The organism is Microbulbifer sp. SH-1, from assembly GCF_011326135.1.
Taxonomy (GTDB): domain Bacteria; phylum Pseudomonadota; class Gammaproteobacteria; order Pseudomonadales; family Cellvibrionaceae; genus Microbulbifer; species Microbulbifer harenosus.
In genome coordinates, this window is sequence record NZ_CP046948.1 from 2,716,403 (window position 1) to 2,737,500 (window position 21,098).

Genomic DNA, 21,098 nt, shown 5'->3' on the forward strand with positions numbered 1-21,098 from the left:
CGATCACCCCATATCCAACGCATTCAGCGCTTCGGCGAGGGTTTTTACCGGAATAACCTGCATACCTTCAATATCGGTTTTAAGCCGGTTGGCGGCGGGGACGATGGCTTTGCGGAAACCGTGTTTGGCGGCTTCCCGGAGGCGCTCCTGGCCGGAGGGGACCGGGCGAATTTCACCGGCGAGCCCCACTTCGCCGAAGATCATCAGGTCGCGATCCAGGATGCGGTTGCGGAAACTCGATACCACCGCCATCAGGAGGGTGAGGTCGGCACTGGTCTCCATTACCTTCACGCCGCCCACCACGTTGATAAAGACATCCTGATCGCCCACCAGCACACCGCCGTGGCGGTGCAATACCGCGAGCAGCATGTTGAGGCGATTGTGATCCAACCCCACCGCCACCCGGCGCGGATTGCCGAGGCTGCTGTCATCCACCAGTGCCTGCAGTTCCACCAGCAGCGGGCGCGTACCTTCCCACACGGAGGTCACCACGGAGCCCGCGGCGATTTCATCCGCGCGCTGCAGGAAGATCGCCGAGGGGTTGGAGACTTCTTTCAGGCCCTGTTCGGTCATCGCAAACACACCCAGCTCGTTCACCGCGCCGAAGCGGTTTTTGTGCGCGCGCAGGGTACGGAAGCGGGAATCGTGGGTGCCTTCCAGCATGATGGAGCAGTCGATGATGTGCTCCAGCACCTTGGGGCCGGCGAGGGTGCCGTCTTTGGTGACGTGGCCCACCAGGATCATCGCGGTGCCGGTCTGTTTGGCGAAACGGGTGAGATAGGCCGCGCTCTCGCGCACCTGCGCGACGGAGCCCGGCGCGGACTGTACCTCGGCCATGTGCATGACCTGGATGGAATCCACCACCATGACCCTGGGCTTCACTTCGCCGGCGGTGAGGCAGATCTGCTCGACGTTGGTTTCCGACAGCATCTGCAGGTGATCCGCCGGCAGGCCGAGGCGCTTCGCGCGCATGGCGACCTGCTGCAGGGATTCCTCCCCGGTCACATACAGTGCAGAAAGCTTTTGCGAAAGGTGGCACAGGGTCTGCAGCAGCACGGTCGACTTGCCCGCGCCGGGATGCCCGCCGATCAGCACCACCGAACCCGGCACCAGGCCACCGCCGAGCACCCGGTCCAGTTCACTGGCATTGGTGGGAATGCGCGGTAGCTCACTGAGGTCGATCTCGGAAAGCTTCTGCACCCTCCCCTGCCCCGCCGCACCTGCATAGCCCGACTGGGCCGCGGTGAAATTCGCCGCGCGGCTGTCGCTGTGCGCCGGCCCCAACCGCACCTCACTCAGACTGTTCCAGGCCCCACAGGCGCCGCACTGCCCCGCCCATTTGGTGTAGTCGGCTCCGCATTCGTTGCAGACAAACGCTGTTTTGGATTTTTTGGACAAGGTTTTCTCTCTGTTCCTGGTGCAAGCGAGCGATTCTACCCTCCCTGCGCTACCGGGGAAAATTCACGAACCCGCCCATGCACCCACTGATACAACACCGGCATGACAACCAACGTCAGCAGCGTGGAAGAAATGATTCCCCCAATCACCACCGTCGCCAGCGGTCGCTGCACCTCTGCGCCGGTGCCCGTATTCAGCGCCATGGGCACAAATCCGAGACTCGCCACCAGCGCCGTCATCAACACCGGCCGCAACCGCAGCATCGCTCCATCCACAATCGACGTATACAACTCGCCGCTCTCCCGCCAGCGCTCGCGAATAAACGACAGCATCACCAGTCCGTTCAACACCGCCACTCCCGAGAGCGCAATAAAGCCGACGCCCGCCGAAATCGACAGCGGCATATCCCGCAACCACAGCGCCAACACCCCGCCGGTCAGCGCCAGTGGCACTCCGGTAAAAATGATCAGCGCATCCCTGAGCGAGCCAAACGCCATCATCAGCAGCAACAGGATCATCAGCAGCGTCAGTGGCACCACCACTTGCAGGCGTGCACTGGCCGAGCGCAACTGCTCGAAGGTACCACCGTAATCCAGCCAGTAACCGGGCGGTAGTCTGACCGACTCGGCGACCGTCTGCTGTACCTCTTGCACGAAGGAACCGAGATCCCGCCCGCGCACATTGGCGGTGACGACAATTCGGCGTTTGCCGTTTTCGCGGCTCACCTGACCGGGAGCGGACAACCATTGAATGCTCGCCACCTCCTCCAGCGGCACATAACCACCGCCGGCGAGCGGTACCGGCAGCGACACGAAGCGCTCGACGTCCCGGCGCAGGTCCTCCGGCAGGCGCACCACCAGCTCGAAGCGGCGGTCGCCATCGTAGATCAGTCCCGCCTGTTCGCCGCCGATGGCCGCTGCCAGCAGATCCTGCAGCGTCTGCACATCCAGCCCATACTGTGCCAGCGCTACGCGCTTGGGGAGAAGCGACAGTACCGGCAGGTTGTCCACCTGTTCCAACCGCGCATCTGCGGCACCGGGGATCGTATTGACCACGGCGAGAATCTGCTGCGCGGAGCGGCGCAGCTGGTCCAGATCGTCGCCAAACAGCTTGATGGCGAGATCCGCGCGCACGCCGGAAATCAGCTCGTTGAAGCGCATCTGGATCGGCTGGGTAAACTCGTAATTGTTCCCCGGCACCGCTTCCGCGGCACGCCGCAGGCACTCGACCAGAGCCTCCTGCGGCAGATCCGGATCGGGCCATTCGGATCTGGGTTTCAGCATTAGAAATGTATCCGCCACATTCGGCGGCATGGGATCGGTGGCCACTTCCGGTGTGCCGATTTTGGAAAATATGCGCGCAACTTGCGGCTGTTGCAGCAACACGCGTTCCAGCTGCTGTTGCATGGCTATGGACTGCTCCAGGCCGGTACCCGGTACCCGCATCGCGTGCATGGCCACATCGCCCTCGTTCAGTTCCGGCACAAATTCCGACCCCAGTGTTGTGGCGAGCCAGCCACACAACAACACCAGTACCAGGGCGGAGCCGATCACCACCCAGCGCGCTGCCAGTGCGCCGACGAGCAGCGGGCGATAGAGAGCTCTGAGGCTCCGCACGGCGGGATTTTCCCTCTCGCGGATTTCCCCGCGCAGGAAAACGGCCACCGCGGCGGGCACCAGGGTGAAGCAGAAAACCATGGCCGCGAGCAGCGCCATCACCACTGTCGCCGCCATGGGGTGAAACATTTTTCCCTCCACACCGGTGAGGGAAAACAGCGGGATGTACACCAGGGTAATGATCAACACTCCGAACAGACTCGGGCGGATGACTTCATTCGTGGCGGTGAACACGGTGTGCAGCCGCTGCTGCAGCGGCAGTGCACCACCGTGGCGGCGGGTTTCCTGCGACAGGCGGCGAACGGTGTTTTCCACGATGATCACCGCACCATCGACAATCAGGCCAAAATCCAACGCGCCGAGGCTCATTAAATTGGCGGACACGCCACTGACTCGCATGCCACTCAGGGTGGCGAGCATGACGAGTGGAATGACCGCAGCAGTGATCAGCGCTGCGCGGAAATTGCCGAGCATCACGAACAGTACGGCAATTACCAGCAGCGCGCCTTCAAGCAGGTTTTTCTGCACCGTGGTGATGGCCTTATCGACCAGTGTGGTGCGATCGTACACCGGTTCCGCCCGCACCCCCTGCGGCAGCGTTCGCTGGATCTTTTCCAGTGTGGCTGAAAGCGCCTGAGCCACTGCACGGGAATTTTCCCCCACCAGCATCATCGCGGTGCCGAGTACGGTCTCCCGCCCATTCTCCGTGGCGGCACCGGTGCGCAGTTCACCGCCGATCGCCACGCTGGCCACATCGCCGATGGTTATGGGTGCTGCGGATTCTGCAGCGGCGGGCATTTTTATCACCACGCGCTCGATATCGGCTGGGGTCTGCAACTGCCCCGGAGAGCGCACCAGTATCTGGCGGCCGCCGCGCTCCACGAAACCGGCACCGCGGTTGCGGTTGTCCCGAGCCAGTGCGTCGCGCACCTCTTCCATCGTCACACCGAAACTCAGCAACTTGCGCGGATCGGGCGTCACGTGAAATTGCCGGCGATGGCCGCCGATGGTGTTGACCTCAGTCACCCCGGACACCTGCGCCAGCTGCGGCTTAATGATCCAGTCCTGGATTTCCCGCAGCGCGGTAATGTCATAGGGCGTACCATCGGGACGCCGCGCGCTGTCCTCGGCCGTCACGGTGTAGGTGAAAATTTCACCGAGGCCGGTGGTGATGGGGCCCATCTGTGGCGCCAACCCCGGTGGCAGATCACTGCTCAGTGACAGCAGCCGATTGGCCACCAGATTGCGCGCAAAATACAGATCGGTGCCCTCGTGAAATACCCCCGTCACCTGCGACAGGCCGTAGCGGGAAATACTGCGGGTATACGCAAGGCCGGGCAGACCGGCGAGTGCGGTTTCCACCGGGAAGGTCACGCGCTGCTCCGCCTCCAGTGGTGAATAGCCGGGCACCTCGGTATTAATCTGCACCTGCACATTGGTGATATCCGGCACCGCATCGATGGGCAGGCGCGGATAGCTCCACAATCCGAGGGCAACGATGAACAAGCCAAAACCGAGCACCAGATACCGGCGCTCGATGGAAAAGCGCAATAGGGATTCAATCACTGTGCGCCTCCCTCAATGTCCGTGGCCGGCGGCGGATTTTTCCAGCTCCGCCTTCAGCAAATAACTGTTTTCCACCACATAGCGCTCACCGGGATTTATTCCGCTGTGCACCTCACTGAATCCCCTGCCGCGCTCACCCAGCTGTAACGTTCGCGCTTCGAACCTGTGCGGTGACGTCTGGACAAAAATCACGATATCGCCGTCGAGTTCCTGCAGCGCGCGATTGTCCACCGCGAGCGCTGCCGGTCTGCTCTCCAGCTGCACGCGCCCTTCCACAAAAACTCCCGGTGTCCAGCGGCCAGCTGAGTTTTCCACCAGCACCCTTGCGCGGGCGTAGGGCAGACCGTTGCCCGCTGGCACCAGGCTGCGGACTTCACCGCTGAAAGATTCACCGCTGGAAGCAATCACGACGGTCTGCCCCGCATTTACCTGGCGGATGCGCGCGGGGAATACCTGTAGCTCCGCCCACAACTGCGAATAGTCCGCCACCTGGAATAGCACCTGGTCGCTGACGAATTCACCGGGGCCCGCGTGCTTGGCGATAACCATGCCGGCAAACGGCGCGCGCAACTGGTACTCGCGCATGCTTTCATTGGAATGGATGCTGGCAAGCAGCTGGTCTTTTTTGACGGTGTCGCCGATATGTACTTTCACCCCGGATACCACGCCGGGATAGCGCGCGCGAATATGGCTGACGGACGTGGGTTCCGGCAGCAGCTTTCCGTAGAGCGTCACTTGCTGGTCGAGCTCACCGGGGCCAGCCAGCGCCGTACTGAGAGCTGCGTTGGCAAGCCCCGCTTCCGACAGCTCCACCACTCTCGTTTCCGCCTCGTGATGATCGTCGTCACTTGCAGTTGCCACGCCGCCCAGCAACAAACATGCGAGGAATAGCAGCGCCGCTACCAGCGCTTTAATACCGCAGCTGCGGTCGTGTTCCTGTTTACTGTTCATGGTTTTTCCCGAATTGTTTTTCCGCGCGCAGTGCGCTGCCGGTGATAAGGGGAGCGGCAGTCAGCTGCTCTATTTCCGCACCGGCAAGCAGCGCGGCGGTGGCTTCGTCGATCAGTGCGCGGCGCGCACCCAGCAGTTCCTCGCGCGCGGCTACCCACTCCTGGTAGCCGTAGCGCCCGGCCAGGTAATAGCGCTCGCTCTCTTCCAGCGCACCGCTCAATGCCGGAATAATTTCCGTCTGCAAGCGGTGCACCGCGGCGATGCTCTGGGCGCGGTTGTTGAACGCGCGATACAACTGGGTGTGCAGATTCAGTTCCGCCGACCGCTGGCGCACGGCGATGCCATCGAACTGTGCCTGCGCCGCGTCAACCCCGCCGCGGGCGCGCTCACCACGCCACAGCGGAATGCTCAGGCCCGCCACCAATGAAGTGCTGTCGGTTTCGCGGCTGCGGCGCACCCCCAGGGCCCAGGCCAGGTCCGCGCTGGCTTCGCTGCGCGCCAGACGCAGCTGCGCCGCATTCAACCGAGCTTCGCTGGCGAAGCGGCTGAGCAGCGGGTTCTGCCGTGCGCGTGAGAAATATTCTTCGAAGTCTCCGGCTGGGCCCGGGCGGTAAAGTTCGCCGCCGGTTACCGAAAACGCCGCAGAGGTCTCCCCCCACATCGCCGCCAGGGCTACCCGCTCGGCCTCCAGTTGCTGCTGGCTGCGCTGCAGCGCCAGCTGAGCCCGAGCCAGCGCGGCCCGTGCGCGCAGCAGTTCCATCTGTGGGGCGCCGCCGGCGGCGACGCGGTCCTCCACCCCGTTCACTGCATCCAATGCAAGACGCACGGAAGATTCCGCCAGCGCGGCCAATTCTGTGGTGGAAAGCACCCGTACGTAGCGACGCAACACTTCGCCGAGCAGATCCATGGCCTGGACCTGTCGGTCTGCATCCAGCAGCCTTCGCTCGGCGTTGATCACTTCGCCGCGCGCGCCGCGCTTGCCACCGAGTTCCACCACCGAGGAAATGCCGACAGTGAGTTCCGCATCATCCGCGCCATTGGTACCGGCAGCGTTTTCCAGCTCAAGGTCCAGATTCAGAGCCGGGCGCAGCGCGGCTGTCGCGGCGCGCCCATCCTGTACCCGCTGGCGAAATTCGAAGACTGCGAGCGACGGATGCCGCTCAAGGGTGCGCGCGACGGCCTCGCCCAGAGTCAGTGCCGGCGTTGGCGTGTGTGGTCCGGCAGCCGCGACAAGGCTACTGCCAAAGAAAAGCGCACCGCCGATCAGGCACGCGCGCAGAGTTTTACCCCCGGGTCTGGGAGCAACCGATATGCACATAAAAAATTCCCGAGTTTACAAATCCATGCACACGGCTATCGAAACAGCCGCGCAATTGCGTGAAAACTCAGGCGATGGGAGGGCGATAGCGTGAGGAAATAAATCCGTGGGGGAATCCGGAATCCGCGGCGGCGGACCAACGGTGCCCACAACTGGCAACGGAGGAATAAAAACCGACGGGCAAGCAGAGGGAAATGGAACTGTGGCAGTGACAGCAGTGGTTGCAGTCCTTGGCGATATCCGGACCGTCGTGGTCGGCGGGCACCAGTTGTAGCAGTGGCTGGCTCTGCTGCTCGCCAGCGGAATGCCCGCTGTGCTGCGGGTGATCCAGGTGCGGGGTACCATCGGCGGCATCCTGGTGCCCGGCGGGCAGATGCTTCGCGGTGGCCTCCAGTTCTCCGTGGCCGTCATAGCAGGCGAGTGCCGACTGAAATACCAGCAGCAGACTCAGCACCAAACCAGACAGTTTCAGGGAACGGAGTTTCAACATTGGTCATCAACAAAAGGCCCACTGGGCTCAGTCTGTTATCCACGTTGTTTGTGTGACGGCCAAGTTAGCAAATTGTGCCGCAAACTACAAAAGCGGGATGACCCGGAAACTGGCGGCGACAGGCGCCAGGGCTTAGCATTGATGTACAGCAACGTTGAAATCTATTTTTTTGTTCTCAGGCACAACACGCGCCAGAAAATGTTATCCACGCAAGCCGGAATATTATGACCTTACCCGCCGTCTGGATTCTCCGCAGAGACGATATTGCACCGGAGAGCGACACCGCCGAGGCGCTCGGCGCCCTGCTGTCTGCGGACGAACGTGTGCGTCAACAGCGTTACCGCGATACCGAGGCACGCCACGGATTTATGCTGAGCCGCGCGCTGCTGCGCAATGTGCTGGGGAAGATCAGCAACCGCGCGCCGGAATCTCTGGTCTTTTCCGTGAGCGAAACCGGTAAACCCGCCCTGGATTCGGCGCCGGAGTTGCATTTCAGTCTCAGTCACAGCGGTCAGTGGATTGCGCTGGCCGTGTCCTGTGAGTCGGATATCGGCGTCGACATAGAGCAGCCGCGCAGGCCGCGGGATTTTCTGCGTATCGCCCGTCACTACTTTCACCCGCAGGAGTACGCGCTGCTGGAAACCTCACCGCTGGAATTGCTTCCTGTGCACTTCTACCGCCTGTGGACTATGAAAGAGGCGTTCTTCAAGGCGCGGGGCACTGGAATCTCCGAAGGACTCGGGCGTATCAATCTGGCGGGCTTCCACTTGGGGCAGGGTATTGCCCTGGATGCAGCGATTGAGGACGCCGGTGCTCCGTGGCAATTCAGCTACACTATGCAACCATTGCCCGACGGCAATCACCTGCATCTGGCGCTGGCCGGGCGCGACCCCGCACTGGGCGAACTGAGTGTGGAACAGATCCACCGCTGTATCAGAATTTGATGCGGCGGAGCTGGAATCCTATTCTCAACGCGCCTTGTGAACTTCACCGGCGCTTGCGTGGTCAACCGTAAGTCCATACCATTTGACCTCTGTACGTATACCGACGCGCCGCAATTTCACATGTTCAACGCTCTGAAAACCCTGTTGCTGCTCGCTCTGCTCGCCGTTACCGGTGAAGCGGCGGCAGTGCACTGTGGTTCCGAAAACGGGCACGAACCACGCAGTGCGATTCAAGTTACAGCGCAGGCACCGGCGGATAATCCGCACCATGGCCGCGCCGAGCCCGTTGCGGCAACGGCAGTTGTGGATAAGTCGGCTCATTGCAGCCACGGCCAGTGCGAAGACACACACACAACCTCCGCACCGCACCAGAATTGCGACGGCAGTTGCAGCTGCTGCCCGGGCCACTGCGCCAATGCGATTCCCGTATCGGCAACGATCGCGGAATTTATTTCCTTCCTCCGCTCCCATACGGCTTACCGGCCGCTGGATTCCACACCTGCGCCTGAGTCCACCATTCGCCCGCCGATCCCGGCCTGATACGGGACAGGTGCGCCCGACGCTGGCGCGTAGTACCTCATTCACCCCAATCGCTTTTTGACCGCACAACTTCCACGGTGCCCAGGTATTGGCCGCCGCGCCGAAAACCGCGCGATGCCTGCCCTGCCGAAGCCCCGCATACCCTATTCAGGACCATTGCCATGAAAATCAATCGCAAAACCCGAGGCGCACTGATTGCGTTGCTGCTCGGCGTATTCACCCTCAGCGCCTGCAGCGAGACCGGTCAGAACCCCAAAAATACCGAAGAGCGCGCCACTAAAAGCAGCAGTGAAACCATCGCCCTCACCACCTATAAATCCGCCACCTGCGGTTGCTGCAAGCTGTGGGTGGAGCACGCCGGCGAACAGGGATTTACTGTTGATGCACGGGATGTGGATGACCTGAACGGCATCAAGGAGCGCTTCCGGATCGCGCCGGAGTACCAGTCGTGCCACACCAGCGTGTCGGAAAACGACTATGTGTTCGAGGGGCACGTGCCAGCGAAATATATCCGCCAGTTCCTGCAGAACCCGCCGGCCAATGCCCGCGGACTTGCGGTACCAGCCATGCCCCTCGGCAGCCCGGGCATGGAAGTGGGCGACCGCTTCACCGCTTACGACATACTGCTGTTGCAAAGCGATGGCAGCCACCGCGTGTATGCACGTATCGACAACCCGCAACAGCAGCACTGAGTCGCCCATGAATAGGTTTTTCGATCCATCAAGCAAGACGCTGCCGGTTTCCCGGCGGCGCTTTGTCACCGGCGTGACCGCAGGCGCCGTCATCGCCGGCCTGCCTGCGGGCAAGAGTTCGGCAGCAGAGGTGGCTGGCCCCCTGCCGCAGGCACTGCGCGGCAACCATTTCGATCTGCACATCAACTACCTGCCGGTGAATTTCACCGGCCGTGCGCGCACTGCCGTGGCGGTCAACGGCAGTGTCCCCGGGCCGGTTCTGCGCTGGAAAGAAGGTGACACCGTCACCCTGAAGGTCACCAACCACCTGGCCCACGACACCTCCATTCACTGGCACGGCCTGATCCTGCCGAGCAACATGGATGGCGTGCCCGGGCTCAGCTTCAACGGCATCCGCCCTGGCGAGACGTTCACCTACCAGTTCCCGGTAACGCAGAGCGGCACCTACTGGTACCACAGCCATTCGGATTTCCAGGAGCAGATCGGGCTCTACGGCGCCATCGTGATCGACCCGGCTGCGCCGGACCCGGTGGCCAGCGACCGGGATTACGTGGTACTGCTCAGTGACTGGAGCGACGAATCGCCTCACGATATCTACGCCAAATTGAAGAAGGAGGGCCACTACTACAATCGCCGCCGACGCACCGCCGGCGATCTGTGGGATGAAATCCGCCACAAAGGTGTGGCGCAGACCTGGCGTGACCGCAAGATGTGGAACGAGATGCGCATGTCCGATCGCGACATCTCCGACGTCACCGGATACACCTACACCTATCTGATGAACGGCCAGACCCCAGACGCCAACTGGAGCGCACTGTTCAAGCGCGGAGAAAAAATTCGCCTGCGCATCATCAACGGTGCGGCCATGTCAATTTTCGACATCCGCATCCCGGGGTTAAAGATGACCGTGGTGGCAAGCGACGGCCAGAACATCGAGCCGGTGACCGTGGATGAATTCCGCATCGGTGTGGCGGAAACCTACGATGTGGTGGTGGAGCCGGCCGACGACCGCGCCTACACCCTGTTCGCCCAGACCATTGACCGCAGCGGCTTTGCCCGCGGTACCCTGACCCCGCATCCGGATTTACGCGCGGAGGTGCCCGCCATGGATTACGCCCCGGTACTTACCCACCGGGATATGGGCATGGATCACACCGGCCACGATATGGGTGGTATGGCCGCTATGGATCACAGCAGTCACAACATGGGTGGTATGGATCACAGCGGTCATGACATGGGTGATATGGATCACAGCGCCCACGATATGCGCGGCATGCAGGGCATGGATCACAGCGGGCACGATAGCGACATGGACCACGACCAGCACGCGAGCCACCACATGGCGGGGCGCAATTCGGATCTGGGACGCGCCGGGTTTGGCAGCAACGCGCCGGTCAAACATCACCTCAGCGAGTATGGCCCGGGTGTGGATATGCGCGCGGAAATGCCGGCCAACGGCCTGCACGACCCCGGCATCGGTCTGCGCGATCACCAGACGCGCTATGGTCGCCGCGTGCTCACCTACGGAGATATCCGCAACCTCACCCCCACCATCGACCGGCGCGAACCGGAGCGGGAGATCCAGCTACATCTCACCGGCAACATGCAGCGCTACATGTGGTCCATGGACGGCATCAAATTCAGTGACGCCGAACCGCTGATGCTGAAGTACGGCGAGCGCCTGCGTATCAACCTGGTCAATGACACCATGATGACCCACCCCATCCATCTGCACGGTATGTGGAGCGAGCTGGAAACCGGCGATCCGGACTTTATTCCGCGCAAGCACACGGTTTTGGTACAGCCCGGTTCCACCATTAGTTACCTGGTGACGGCGGATGCCTACGGGCGCTGGGCGTACCACTGCCATCTGCTGTATCACATGCCCGGTATGTTCCGTGAAGTCAGAGTGGTGTGAGGAGCGCTTACCATGAAAAAAATTCTAACACTCGCTGTGGCGCTGGCTTCGGTCTCGGCCCAGGCGCAACAGGAACACGGCCATCACGACCACCACTCTCGCGAGCCGACATCGGCGATGTCTAACCTGGAGCACGCACCGAATCAGCCGGATCACGTGATGGATCACGAGGTGCTGCTGACCAAAGTTATCATCGACCAGCTGGAGGTCCGTGAACACGACGGCAGCGCGCTGGAAGGTAGCCTTTGGTTTGGCGGTGACTTGAACAAATTGTGGTTGAAAACAGAAGTCGAGCGCGAGAACGGTGAAACCGAAAATGCCGAACTGCAGGCACTGTACAGCCGCGCGGTCGCTCCCTACTGGGATCTGCAGTTAGGCTTGCGCCACGACTTCAAACTGGAAGGCGGCGACAGCAGAAATTGGGCCGCCATCGGCCTCAATGGCCTCGCGCCCTATTTTTTTGAAGTGGATTCTGCGCTGTTTCTCGGTGAGGATGGCGACAGCGCACTGCGCCTGGAGGCCGAGTACGAGCTGCTGCTCACCCAACAGTGGATTCTGAGCCCGGAAATTGAAATAAATTTCTACGGCCAGAATGATCCCGGCACCAACACCGGTTCCGGACTTTCCGACATCGAAGCGGGGTTGCGGTTGCGCTATGAATTCACTCCACAGTTTGCCCCCTATATCGGGGTCAACTACGAGAAAAAATTCGGCAATACCGCGAACTTTTTACGTGTAGAGGGAGAGGTCATCAGCGAAACCACCTGGGTGATCGGGCTTCACGCCTGGCTCTGAACCGCTGCGCCATCACCTTCAACAGCCAATGGAAATTCAGGAAAACGCTCGACATTCACTTTTCCAGTGAGCACCGTTGGCGCGTTTTCCGGAATTCCACAATGTGCTAAAGGGAAATTTATTCAACCAGCAGAGTTCCACGATACATCTGCATCTGGCAGTGGAAAGGATATTCTCCCGATTCCGTCGCGGGGATTTTCACCAGTGTTTCCTCATTCACTGCCAGCTGCGCACTCACTTCCAGATCAGGGAAAAGCACCCATGCCGCACAGGGCGTGGGATCCTGGCGGTAAAAGTGCAATGTCACGGCCTCGCCCGCCTTTATACGAATACGGTCCGGCTCGTACACACCGTCGCGCGCCACAATGCGCAATTTATCTTGTGCCTCCACTGCCTTGGGCTGGTGCCGTTTCGGCGCCAGCCAAAACCACCAGACGATGCCCGCAATCAAGCCAAGCCCCAGCAGGTTCACCAGAATATCCAACATTATTTGGCCTCCTCACTATTGCCCGCAACCGATGAGGGTTTGAACAAGCGCAGGCGGTTCGCGTTGCTGACAACGGTAACCGATGAAAATGCCATCGCCGCACCGGCAATGACCGGGCTGAGCAGCATTCCGGTAAGTGGATAAAGTGCACCGGCAGCAATCGGAATACCTAGCGTGTTATAGATAAAGGCACCGAACAGATTCTGCTTGATATTGCGCAACGTAGCCTTGGACAGTTCGATTGCATCGGCAACTCCGTGCAGCGAAGAGCGCATGAGTGTAACGTCGGCGGTTTCAATCGCCACGTCGGTACCGGCACCCATAGCAAAACCGACATCCGCGCGGGCCAGAGCTGGCGCATCGTTGATACCGTCGCCGGCCATACCCACGCGGGCGCCCTTCTGCTGCAACTCGCCGACAATTTTTTCCTTGTCTTCCGGCAGAAGGTCCGCGTGCACTTGCTCTATTCCAAGCTGCCTGGCGACGGCTTCCGCGGAGGCCCGATTGTCGCCCGTCAACATTTCGATACGGAGTCCAAGCCTTTTCAGACGCGCGACCGCCTCTTTCGCGTCCTCCCGAATGGGGTCAGCAACCGCAATCACGCCGGCCAGCTTGCCGTCCACTGCGGCATACATGGCGGTGCGCCCTTTTGCGGACAATGCCTCGGCACACGCCTGCCACCTCCCCAGTTCGATATGTTCACGCACCATCAACTTGCGATTGCCTAGCAGTATTTGCTGACCGTTTACCCTGCCGCTCACGCCGTGGGCGGTGACGGCCTCGAAATCCTCGACGTCGTACAGGTCCAGTTTTCTGTCCCGGGCGGCGTCGACAACCGCGTCCGCCAGCGGGTGCTCCGATCGGCGCTCCAGGCTTGCGAGCAGCGACAGCAGCTCGTCAGCATCGCCATCGGTTTCTATATCGGTCAGTTTCGGTGCACCTTCGGTGAGGGTACCGGTCTTATCCACCAACAGGGTTGTCAGGTCGCTCGCCTGCTGCAGCGCCTTGCCGTTGCGCACCAGAACGCCATGCTCGGCTCCCTTGCCCACACCGACCATGACCGACATGGGAGTGGCGAGCCCCAGCGCACAAGGACAGGCAATAATCAGCACGGAGGTTAGTACCACCAGCGTATGCGCAGCCCGCGGGTCGGGGCCCCAATTGAACCAGAAGAGTGCGGCGATGATCGCAAAGACCATGACCGCAGGGACAAAAATCGAGGAAATAGTGTCGGCGAGTCGCGCGATGGGTACCCGCGAACTCTGGGCGTTTTTCACCATTTCGATGATCTGCGCAAGGCGGGTTTCGGCGCCGACTTTTTCCGCTTCAAACAGCAGGCTGCCATTTTTGTTGAGGGTGCCGGCGCTGAGGTTATCGCCCTTATCTTTTTTTACCGGCAGTGGTTCACCGGTAAGCATGGATTCATCGACGGTGCTACTGCCCTCCAGGATGCGTCCATCCACCGGAATTTTTTCTCCCGGGCGCACGCGCAGACGATCGCCGACCTGCACTTCTTCCAGTGGAACATCCACTTCCTCACTATCGCGCACAACCCGCGCTGTAGCGTCCTGCAATTGCAGCAGTTTTTCCACTGCGGCACTTGTGCGTCCGCGGGCGCGCACTTCCAGCGCCTGCCCGAGGTTGATCAGGCCGATGATCATGGCGCTCGCTTCAAAATACACATGGCGCGCGGATTCCGGCAGCAGCTGTGGAAGCGCGACAACTACCATGGAGAACAACCACGCGGTGCCCGTACCCAGCGCCACCAGAGTGTCCATGGTTGCGCTGTGGTGGCGGAATGCTCGCATGGCACCGGAAAAGAAATGCCCGCCACAAAAAATCAGCACTGCCAGTGTTGCCAGCCCCACAAGCCCCCAGGCCAGCTGCTGGGTTGCAGAACCAACCCCCATATCCCCGGTGATCAGCCCCCAGACCATCAGCGGAACACCCAGCCCCAGTGCCAGCGCGCAGCGCCACAGTAACTGGTGATAATGCTGCAGCTGTTCCTCCCGCTGCCGTTCACGCAGTTCCCGCGCGCTGGTGTGTACCACCTCCGCGCCGTAACCTGCGGCCTCCACTGCCGCGGCAACGTCGGCGGCGTCAGCTTTACCCTGTATCGCAAGTGTCCTGTCCGCAAGATTGACGGTGGCCATCTCGACCCCGGACACCTGCCTTACGGCGCGTTCAATTTTCCCCACACAGCCCGCGCAATTGACGCGCTGCAGGTTAAACACCAGTCTTTCCGTATCGAACTTTTGAGAGGACGCGTTGCTGCTATCAGCCATCTTTGTCTCCAGTACCAGGAATCATCGCGACATGGTAAAACCCGGCCCCTGGGGTAAGGCAACCTGTTTGGGTAACTTGTTTCGGCAATTTAGGTCGGCAACAGTGCGCCGATCATCAACCAGGCCAAAGCCAACAGCGCGAGCGCAAGTAGAATTTTATCGCTCAACTTGTCCGTACTGAGCGAGGGAAGCCCTTTACAGCGAATTCGCCAGGTAAAAAAGAACGCACTGATCGCAAGAAATACCGCATTGAGGAGCAGCGTGTAATCGAATTTGAAAAACTCCCGCTCGGAAATGCCCTTGCCACTGCCAGACTGAGGCAACAAATCCAGTGCCATAAACCCGTAATGCAGCAGCAGGGCCGTAGCTACCAGAATGCAGAGGAACACAAACAGAATATACAGTGCCATTTTCCAGCCATAGTACTGCGCCTGGATACGCAGCACCGGCAACACCACCAGGTCGCTGAAAATGAACGCCATGATGCCGGCAAACGCGACGCCGCTGTCGAACAACACAGCAGCCAGGGGAATATTCCCCATAGAACCAATGAAGGTAAAAAAAGCGGCGACCGGCCCGACCAGGCATTGCAACAATATCTGCCAGAATGCCGGTTCGCTTTCTCCTGAACCGACAAATAGCGCCTGGAAAAATCTACTGGGCACGAACGCAGCAATAATGCCGGCAACCGTGAAGCCGATGGTGACGTCTTTCCACACCATCTTCCATTCCATCACGAATCGTTCCGCTACCTGCCGCCAGCCTTCAGCACTGCGGATCAATTCACGCCAGTCCGGGATTTCGGCGTCGTCGGTTTGATCTTCTGCCGCACGCGCCCGTTCCCTGGCCTTTTTTACCAGTGCCTTTGGCCGGGTGACACGCACCAGCAGCCACATCAGCAGGATCAGCACCAGGCCACCCAGATACTCACCCACCACAAACTGCCATCCCAGAAATATCGCAATTACGATGCCCAGCTCTATGACTAGATTGGTGGAGGCGAGTAGAAAAGCCAGTGAGGGCACCAGCCCTGCGCCTTTGGCAAATAGAGCTCGGGTAGTCGCCAATGCGGCAAATGAACAGGAACTGGAGATGAACCCGAACAGGGTGGCGAGACCGACGCTCCTTGCACCGGCCTCGCCCATCTGTTCGCGCATACGCTGGCGGGTAACAAATACCTGGATCGCACTGCTGATCAGGTAACCCAGAGCAAAAGCCCAGAACGCCGTCCAGAACAGTCCGAGGGTCGTGATCGCGGCCTCATGCCATGTCTCAATAAATTCACCCACTGTGTATTGCTCGTCCCAGACTTGCTACCTGTTCCGGCACACGCCAGCGACGCGGCCCCGTATACGGTCAGTCTAGTGAAGATCGCTAAAACGCCTGCGGCCAGCTGGTCACAGCAGCAGCGGACGCAGCCGCGCGCCCCCGCTGCAGGGGTGGTAGAATCGCGCCATGACAGATACCCTTATTCCGGAAAGACCCCTGTGCATATCACCCTCTCTGGCCACCAGGTTTGGCCTGGAGGAAGCGGTGTTGTTGACTGCACTGGGGGATCTACTGCCCTTTTTATCCGTGGATCCACATCCCGGACGCGACTGGTATACGGCAGAGGGTTCTCAACTGCAGGCCCTGCTGCCCTTCTGGCAGCCGGCGGATATTCAGCGTGTGGCCACGAGCCTGCGCAATCAGGGGGCCATTCTTCTCGGGGCTGCACCATTTGGTAGTAGCGAGTTGCTGAAGTTCGCCCTGCCGGTGCGCGGCTCTGAGCACGCGGAGCGTACATCCCCCTATCCCGCCACGCGCAACGCCAACCTTATCGGCCCCAATTGGCGGCCCGATGCAGAAACCCAAGCGCGCATCGCACAGCTCGGCATTCCCGAACACTTTATGCGGGAGCAATTGCCGGAATTCGTTACCTATTGGCGAGACCGCGGTGAGAGTCGCCACTCGTTTGGCGCGCTGTTCCTGAAACAGGTCAAGAACAAGTGGGAAGCTTTCCGGGCAACCCAGGGTCGCAAACAACCTCTGAGTGAGGACTGGCTCCCCGATCAGGATACCCTCAACAAACTGGCCGATGAGGGGGTTCCGAGTACATTTGTACGGCGGTGCCTGCAGCGCTTCGTGGAATACCATCGCAACAGTGGTAAGCAATCCGTTTCCTGGGATCTGGAATTCAACGACTGGGTAATGGAAGACTGGGAAAAGCAGGAAGCGCCATTTATCGAAAAGCGCAAACCGGAACCCATGACCCGCGATTGGCAGCCCAGTGAACACACCTGGGAACAGATGCGTCGCCTTGCAATCAATCCGAACTTTGCCGCGGAGCTACTGCCGGAGTTCATCTATAAATGGCTTGAGCGCGGCGGACACAGCGCACGCTGGGGTGAACTGTTTATCGAATATGCCCGTGTAGAATGGGCTTACTACTGCCAGGGTATTGAAAAAAATCCCGTCGCCAAACCGATTGCCCGCAACTGGCAACCATCAAGCGATTGCCTCGGGCACTTAATGAATCAATGTGAGATCGACCGCGAATTTGTCCTGGGACTGGTGCCCGAGTTCCGCCTCTATTGGCGCGAACAAGGTGGCGCGCGCAAAAGCTGGGATGCAGTTTTTGTGCGCCATGCGCGCTACCAGTGGGCCGAGCGCAACAAATTCGCAATAGGACAGCATCATGGCCAACAACACGAAACCGGGCACTCAGGTAACCAGCGCACAAGAGACACCTCAGTCTGGGACATCGTCACAGACACAAACTGGTAATCCGGAGCTGGAAGCGCGCAAGCGCGCGCTGAACGAAGTATTTGGTCTACTTAAGCTCGGTTACCACAACCAGTTCCATGCGGCTTTTCCTGACATGCAGACGTTGAACCACGCCAAACGGTTGTGGCTCGAGTCCCTGGCCGGTTTCTCGCCGGAAGAAATGGTCGCGGGCGCCAAGCGTGCCATCAAGCAGAGTGAGTATTTACCCACAGTGCACAAGATGCTGCAGTTCTGCGCCGAGGGTGACAACGGGCTGCCGGATCCTCGCGCCGCTTACCGCGAGGCGTGTAATGCCCCCAGCCCCAAGGCAAATCACAAATGGAGCCATCCGGCGGTCTATCATGCCGGACGCGCCGCCGACTGGTTCTTTCTTGCCAACAATCCAGAGTCGTCGGCATACCCGGTCTTCGCCAGCCACTACAAGAAAATCTGTGAGCGTCTGATGGCCGGGGAAAACCTGCCGGCACCATCGCAGACTCAACTGGAACACCAGCCTTCAAAGCCCCTTTCAAAAGCCGAAAACGCCAAGAAGTTGGCGGAATTACGTGCGCAGTTGAAAATATGATAGCTTGATGCCGGTGCACTTCTGGCACCGGCTCTCTTTGCAGGAGTTTCGCAGAGACAACATCATTCAAACCCAACAGCAGGTATTGCCATGGTCAGGCCCACCCTTCTGCTTGTTGTACCCGCCGCACTGCTGGCTAATGCCGCCAGCGCCGACTTCTACTCGCACCAATACGGTGGTATCGCGCTATTCACCAGCGAACTCAACGGTTTCTGCGCCCAAGGCCGCGACTTCGTCGGCCGGCTGAATTTTGAGAGCCAACAGGCCAGCACTTCCGGCTGTGAACAAACCAATCCGGGTCTGAAACTGTATGGTGGATGGCAGTGGAGTCCCTACCTCGCCATTGAGGCTGACTTCAGGCAGGTTGCCGAGGGCGATCTGCATTTTGACGTGAGCAACCCTCAGACCCCCTATCTGTCTGTTCGGGACCGGGTTACGACCCGTATGGGGAACGCCTTTATTGTCGGGCACCTCCCTCTCGGCAGAGACGGTTTCAGCATGTTCGGGAAACTGGGCGGTGGCTTCTGGTTGAGCCAGATTACCGAGTACCAAAATGGTGAAGCCATTTTTCTGGTACGCATGGAAGATGGTAGCGTCGAGGAGCTCTCCATTCCCGTGTCGGGAAAATTCAGCGACAACGCCAGTGGCTTTCACTGGGGTTATGGCGGCGGGATCAGCTACAGCCACCGCAACAGCTGGACAATCCGCGCCGAGTGGGAGCTTTTCCCTGAAATCGGCTCGCAAGACTTTCGCGCTGAATACGATGTGCAGACAACTTCGCTGGGATGGAGCATGCATTTCTAGTATTTGCCGTGAGAATAGGAGTGTTTCTGACTATGTCCTATTTCCGCGATATCACTTACGTGTACCTGTAAACATTTGATTTTGCTGCTCTTTTACCGCTTGTGCACAAAAGTATTACGCACAGAAACATTGGATAGAGTTGGGGATAAGCTTGGGATTTTGGCGCTGAACCGCGTCATTACGGGGCCCCTGACCATCGGTTAAAAAAGCAACGGCTGCACTTTCCGGTTTATCGCCACGAATGTGAAAAATCAGACGACCTTTAATCCACATATTGTCAGCACCGTGTGTCTACCCTGTATCAAAAAATTGATTTCTTTAGGTTTTTATCTCTTATCCACAGGTGCTTTACTCACAGAAACACTGGACAGAGCTGGGGATAAGTTTGGGATATTGAGGCTGAAGCCCGTGGTTGCTGGGGTTGGGGAGGCGTTTAAAAAAGCGTCGGTGGTGGATTTGGGTGGTTTTCGGGGTGATCTGAGGAGTGCTCGGGGTGATGGTGTTTTGATTCGGGGGAAGTAGGTGTTTGTGCGTTGGCGGTCAGGGCCTTTTTGGTTTTGATCCGGGCCTGTGCTGGCGGGGAGAGCGATGACCTACAGTGGGTGGCGAGCGGTGCGACGCCCTGCGGGCGCCCCAAGCCCGCACCTTTGGTGCTGCCGGGGTCGCGCACGACCTTTCATATGGCAGCGCGGTGCGCTGCGAGGTCGTGGGAGGAGTTCATCGTATCCAAAATAAAAAAAGGGCCACCCGTTTGGGTGGCCCTTTCTTTTATTTAGAAGCCTGACGATGACCTACTCTCACATGGGGAAACCCCACACTACCATCGGCGATGTTGCGTTTCACTTCTGAGTTCGGCAAGGGATCAGGTGGTTCCACAACTCTATGGTCGTCAGGCAAACTGGCTTGGGTTGGTGCTGGTCTTACGGGCTGTGCCCTGCGCTACCGTTTGATTGTCTGTCTGCCTTCGCTGTATTCAGCGATAACAATCAACCCAAATAAGTCGGCGAAACATTCTGTAGTAATACACCGCAAGTCGATCTCTTGCGAGTAGCTTGCGCGTCTCTCGGTTGCTTTCACAATCCGTTCGTTAGTAACCATCTCTGTTGTATGGTCAAGCCGCACGGGCAATTAGTACTGGTTAGCTCAACGCCTCACAACGCTTCCACACCCAGCCTATCAACGTGGTAGTCTTCCACGGCCCTTTAGGAGACTCGAAGTCTCAGGGAGATCTCATCTTGAAGGAGGCTTCCCGCTTAGATGCTTTCAGCGGTTATCCCGTCCGAACATAGCTACCCGGCAATGCCACTGGCGTGACAACCGGAACACCAGAGGTTCGTTCACTCCGGTCCTCTCGTACTAGGAGCAACTCTTCTCAAATCTCCAACGCCCACGGCAGATAGGGACCGAACTGTCTCACGACGTTCTAAACCCAGCTCGCGTACCACTTTAAATGGCGAACAGCCATACCCTTGGGACCGGCTTCAGCCCCAGGATGTGATGAGCCGACATCGAGGTGCCAAACACCGCCGTCGATGTGAACTCTTGGGCGGTATCAGCCTGTTATCCCCGGAGTACCTTTTATCCGTTGAGCGATGGCCCTTCCATACAGAACCACCGGATCACTATGACCTACTTTCGTACCTGCTCGACATGTCTGTCTCGCAGTCAAGCGCACTTATACCATTATGCTCATTGCATGATTTCCGACCATGCTGAGTGCACCTTCGTACTCCTCCGTTACTCTTTGGGAGGAGACCGCCCCAGTCAAACTACCCACCATACACTGTCCTCGATCCGGATTACGGACCAGAGTTAGAACCTCAAACATACCAGGGTGGTATTTCAAGGATGGCTCCACAAGAACTGGCGTTCCTGCTTCAAAGCCTCCCACCTATCCTACACAAGTAGGCTCAAAGTTCAGTGCAAAGCTATAGTAAAGGTTCACGGGGTCTTTCCGTCTAGC

The 21,098-nt window shown here is 59.4% G+C and carries 16 protein-coding genes and 2 rRNA genes (1 of these 18 cut by a window edge); 8 read left to right on the forward strand and 10 right to left on the reverse strand.

Going from position 1 to position 21,098, the window contains the following annotated elements; genetic code table 11:
• Positions 1-3: 3 nt before the first annotated feature.
• From radA to GNX18_RS11195, 5 genes are all read right to left on the reverse strand, one after another.
• Positions 4-1,398: a DNA repair protein RadA gene (gene radA, locus GNX18_RS11175; protein WP_166218086.1), complete on the reverse strand. Its 1,395-nt coding sequence runs from the start codon at positions 1,396-1,398 to the stop codon at positions 4-6.
• Between the two features lie 35 nt (positions 1,399-1,433).
• Complete coding sequence (locus GNX18_RS11180) at positions 1,434-4,580, reverse strand: efflux RND transporter permease subunit (RefSeq protein WP_166218089.1); 3,147 nt, start codon at positions 4,578-4,580, stop codon at positions 1,434-1,436.
• A 12-nt stretch (positions 4,581-4,592) separates the two neighbouring features.
• Positions 4,593-5,531, reverse strand: a complete 939-nt coding sequence (locus tag GNX18_RS11185) for an efflux RND transporter periplasmic adaptor subunit (protein ID WP_166218092.1) — start codon at positions 5,529-5,531, stop codon at positions 4,593-4,595.
• Positions 5,521-6,849 carry a TolC family protein gene (locus GNX18_RS11190; RefSeq protein ID WP_166218095.1) on the reverse strand — a complete coding sequence of 443 codons (1,329 nt, stop codon included), beginning with the start codon at positions 6,847-6,849 and terminating at the stop codon, positions 5,521-5,523. Before GNX18_RS11190 ends, GNX18_RS11185 begins: the two co-directional genes overlap by 11 nt.
• Before the next feature lie 67 nt (positions 6,850-6,916).
• The gene (locus GNX18_RS11195) at positions 6,917-7,339 is read right to left on the reverse strand and encodes a hypothetical protein (RefSeq protein WP_166218098.1); all 423 of its coding nucleotides are present in this window, start codon (positions 7,337-7,339) and stop codon (positions 6,917-6,919) included.
• Between the two features lie 224 nt (positions 7,340-7,563).
• Between GNX18_RS11195 and GNX18_RS11200 the strand changes: the two genes are divergently transcribed.
• From GNX18_RS11200 to GNX18_RS11220, 5 genes are all read left to right on the forward strand, one after another.
• Positions 7,564-8,283 (forward strand): 4'-phosphopantetheinyl transferase superfamily protein, encoded by a 720-nt coding sequence (locus GNX18_RS11200; protein ID WP_166218101.1) that lies wholly within the window; start codon positions 7,564-7,566, stop codon positions 8,281-8,283.
• 120 nt (positions 8,284-8,403) lie between these two features.
• On the forward strand, positions 8,404-8,823 hold the full coding sequence (locus GNX18_RS11205) for a hypothetical protein (RefSeq protein WP_166218104.1): 420 nt from the start codon (positions 8,404-8,406) through the stop codon (positions 8,821-8,823).
• Positions 8,824-8,984: 161 nt separating this feature from the next.
• Positions 8,985-9,515 carry a DUF411 domain-containing protein gene (locus tag GNX18_RS11210; protein ID WP_166218107.1) on the forward strand — a complete coding sequence of 177 codons (531 nt, stop codon included), beginning with the start codon at positions 8,985-8,987 and terminating at the stop codon, positions 9,513-9,515.
• Positions 9,516-9,522: 7 nt separating this feature from the next.
• A complete protein-coding gene (locus GNX18_RS11215) occupies positions 9,523-11,433 on the forward strand; it encodes a copper resistance system multicopper oxidase (RefSeq protein ID WP_166218110.1) in 1,911 nt (636 codons plus the stop codon).
• A 12-nt stretch (positions 11,434-11,445) separates the two neighbouring features.
• Positions 11,446-12,228 (forward strand): copper resistance protein B, encoded by a 783-nt coding sequence (locus GNX18_RS11220; RefSeq protein WP_240913980.1) that lies wholly within the window; start codon positions 11,446-11,448, stop codon positions 12,226-12,228.
• A 118-nt stretch (positions 12,229-12,346) separates the two neighbouring features.
• On the opposite strand, the gene GNX18_RS11225 is transcribed toward GNX18_RS11220, so the two are convergent.
• The 3 genes from GNX18_RS11225 to GNX18_RS11235 form a co-directional block, all read right to left on the reverse strand.
• On the reverse strand, positions 12,347-12,715 hold the full coding sequence (locus tag GNX18_RS11225) for a cupredoxin domain-containing protein (protein ID WP_166218113.1): 369 nt from the start codon (positions 12,713-12,715) through the stop codon (positions 12,347-12,349).
• Positions 12,715-15,000 carry a heavy metal translocating P-type ATPase gene (locus GNX18_RS11230; protein WP_166218116.1) on the reverse strand — a complete coding sequence of 762 codons (2,286 nt, stop codon included), beginning with the start codon at positions 14,998-15,000 and terminating at the stop codon, positions 12,715-12,717. The genes GNX18_RS11225 and GNX18_RS11230 overlap by 1 nt, the downstream gene beginning before the upstream one ends.
• A gap of 89 nt (positions 15,001-15,089) precedes the next feature.
• Positions 15,090-16,289 carry a permease gene (locus GNX18_RS11235; protein ID WP_166218119.1) on the reverse strand — a complete coding sequence of 400 codons (1,200 nt, stop codon included), beginning with the start codon at positions 16,287-16,289 and terminating at the stop codon, positions 15,090-15,092.
• A gap of 166 nt (positions 16,290-16,455) precedes the next feature.
• Here GNX18_RS11235 and GNX18_RS11240 point away from each other — a divergent pair, with 166 nt between their 5' ends.
• The 3 genes from GNX18_RS11240 to GNX18_RS11250 all read left to right on the forward strand — a co-directional run bounded on the left by GNX18_RS11240 (position 16,456) and on the right by GNX18_RS11250 (position 19,135).
• Positions 16,456-17,766: a DnaT-like ssDNA-binding domain-containing protein gene (locus tag GNX18_RS11240; protein WP_166218122.1), complete on the forward strand. Its 1,311-nt coding sequence runs from the start codon at positions 16,456-16,458 to the stop codon at positions 17,764-17,766.
• A complete protein-coding gene (locus tag GNX18_RS11245; RefSeq protein WP_166218125.1) occupies positions 17,678-18,331 on the forward strand; it encodes a replication protein P in 654 nt (217 codons plus the stop codon). The genes GNX18_RS11240 and GNX18_RS11245 overlap by 89 nt, the downstream gene beginning before the upstream one ends.
• Positions 18,332-18,421: 90 nt before the next feature.
• Entirely contained in the window at positions 18,422-19,135 is a 714-nt protein-coding gene (locus tag GNX18_RS11250) for an outer membrane beta-barrel protein (protein WP_138237210.1), read from the forward strand.
• Positions 19,136-19,913: 778 nt separating this feature from the next.
• Here the strand turns inward: GNX18_RS11250 and rrf are convergent.
• Positions 19,914-20,029, reverse strand: a 5S ribosomal RNA gene (rrf, locus tag GNX18_RS11255).
• A gap of 213 nt (positions 20,030-20,242) precedes the next feature.
• Positions 20,243-21,098: ribosomal RNA gene (locus tag GNX18_RS11260) — 23S ribosomal RNA — on the reverse strand (it continues 2,027 nt past the right edge of the window).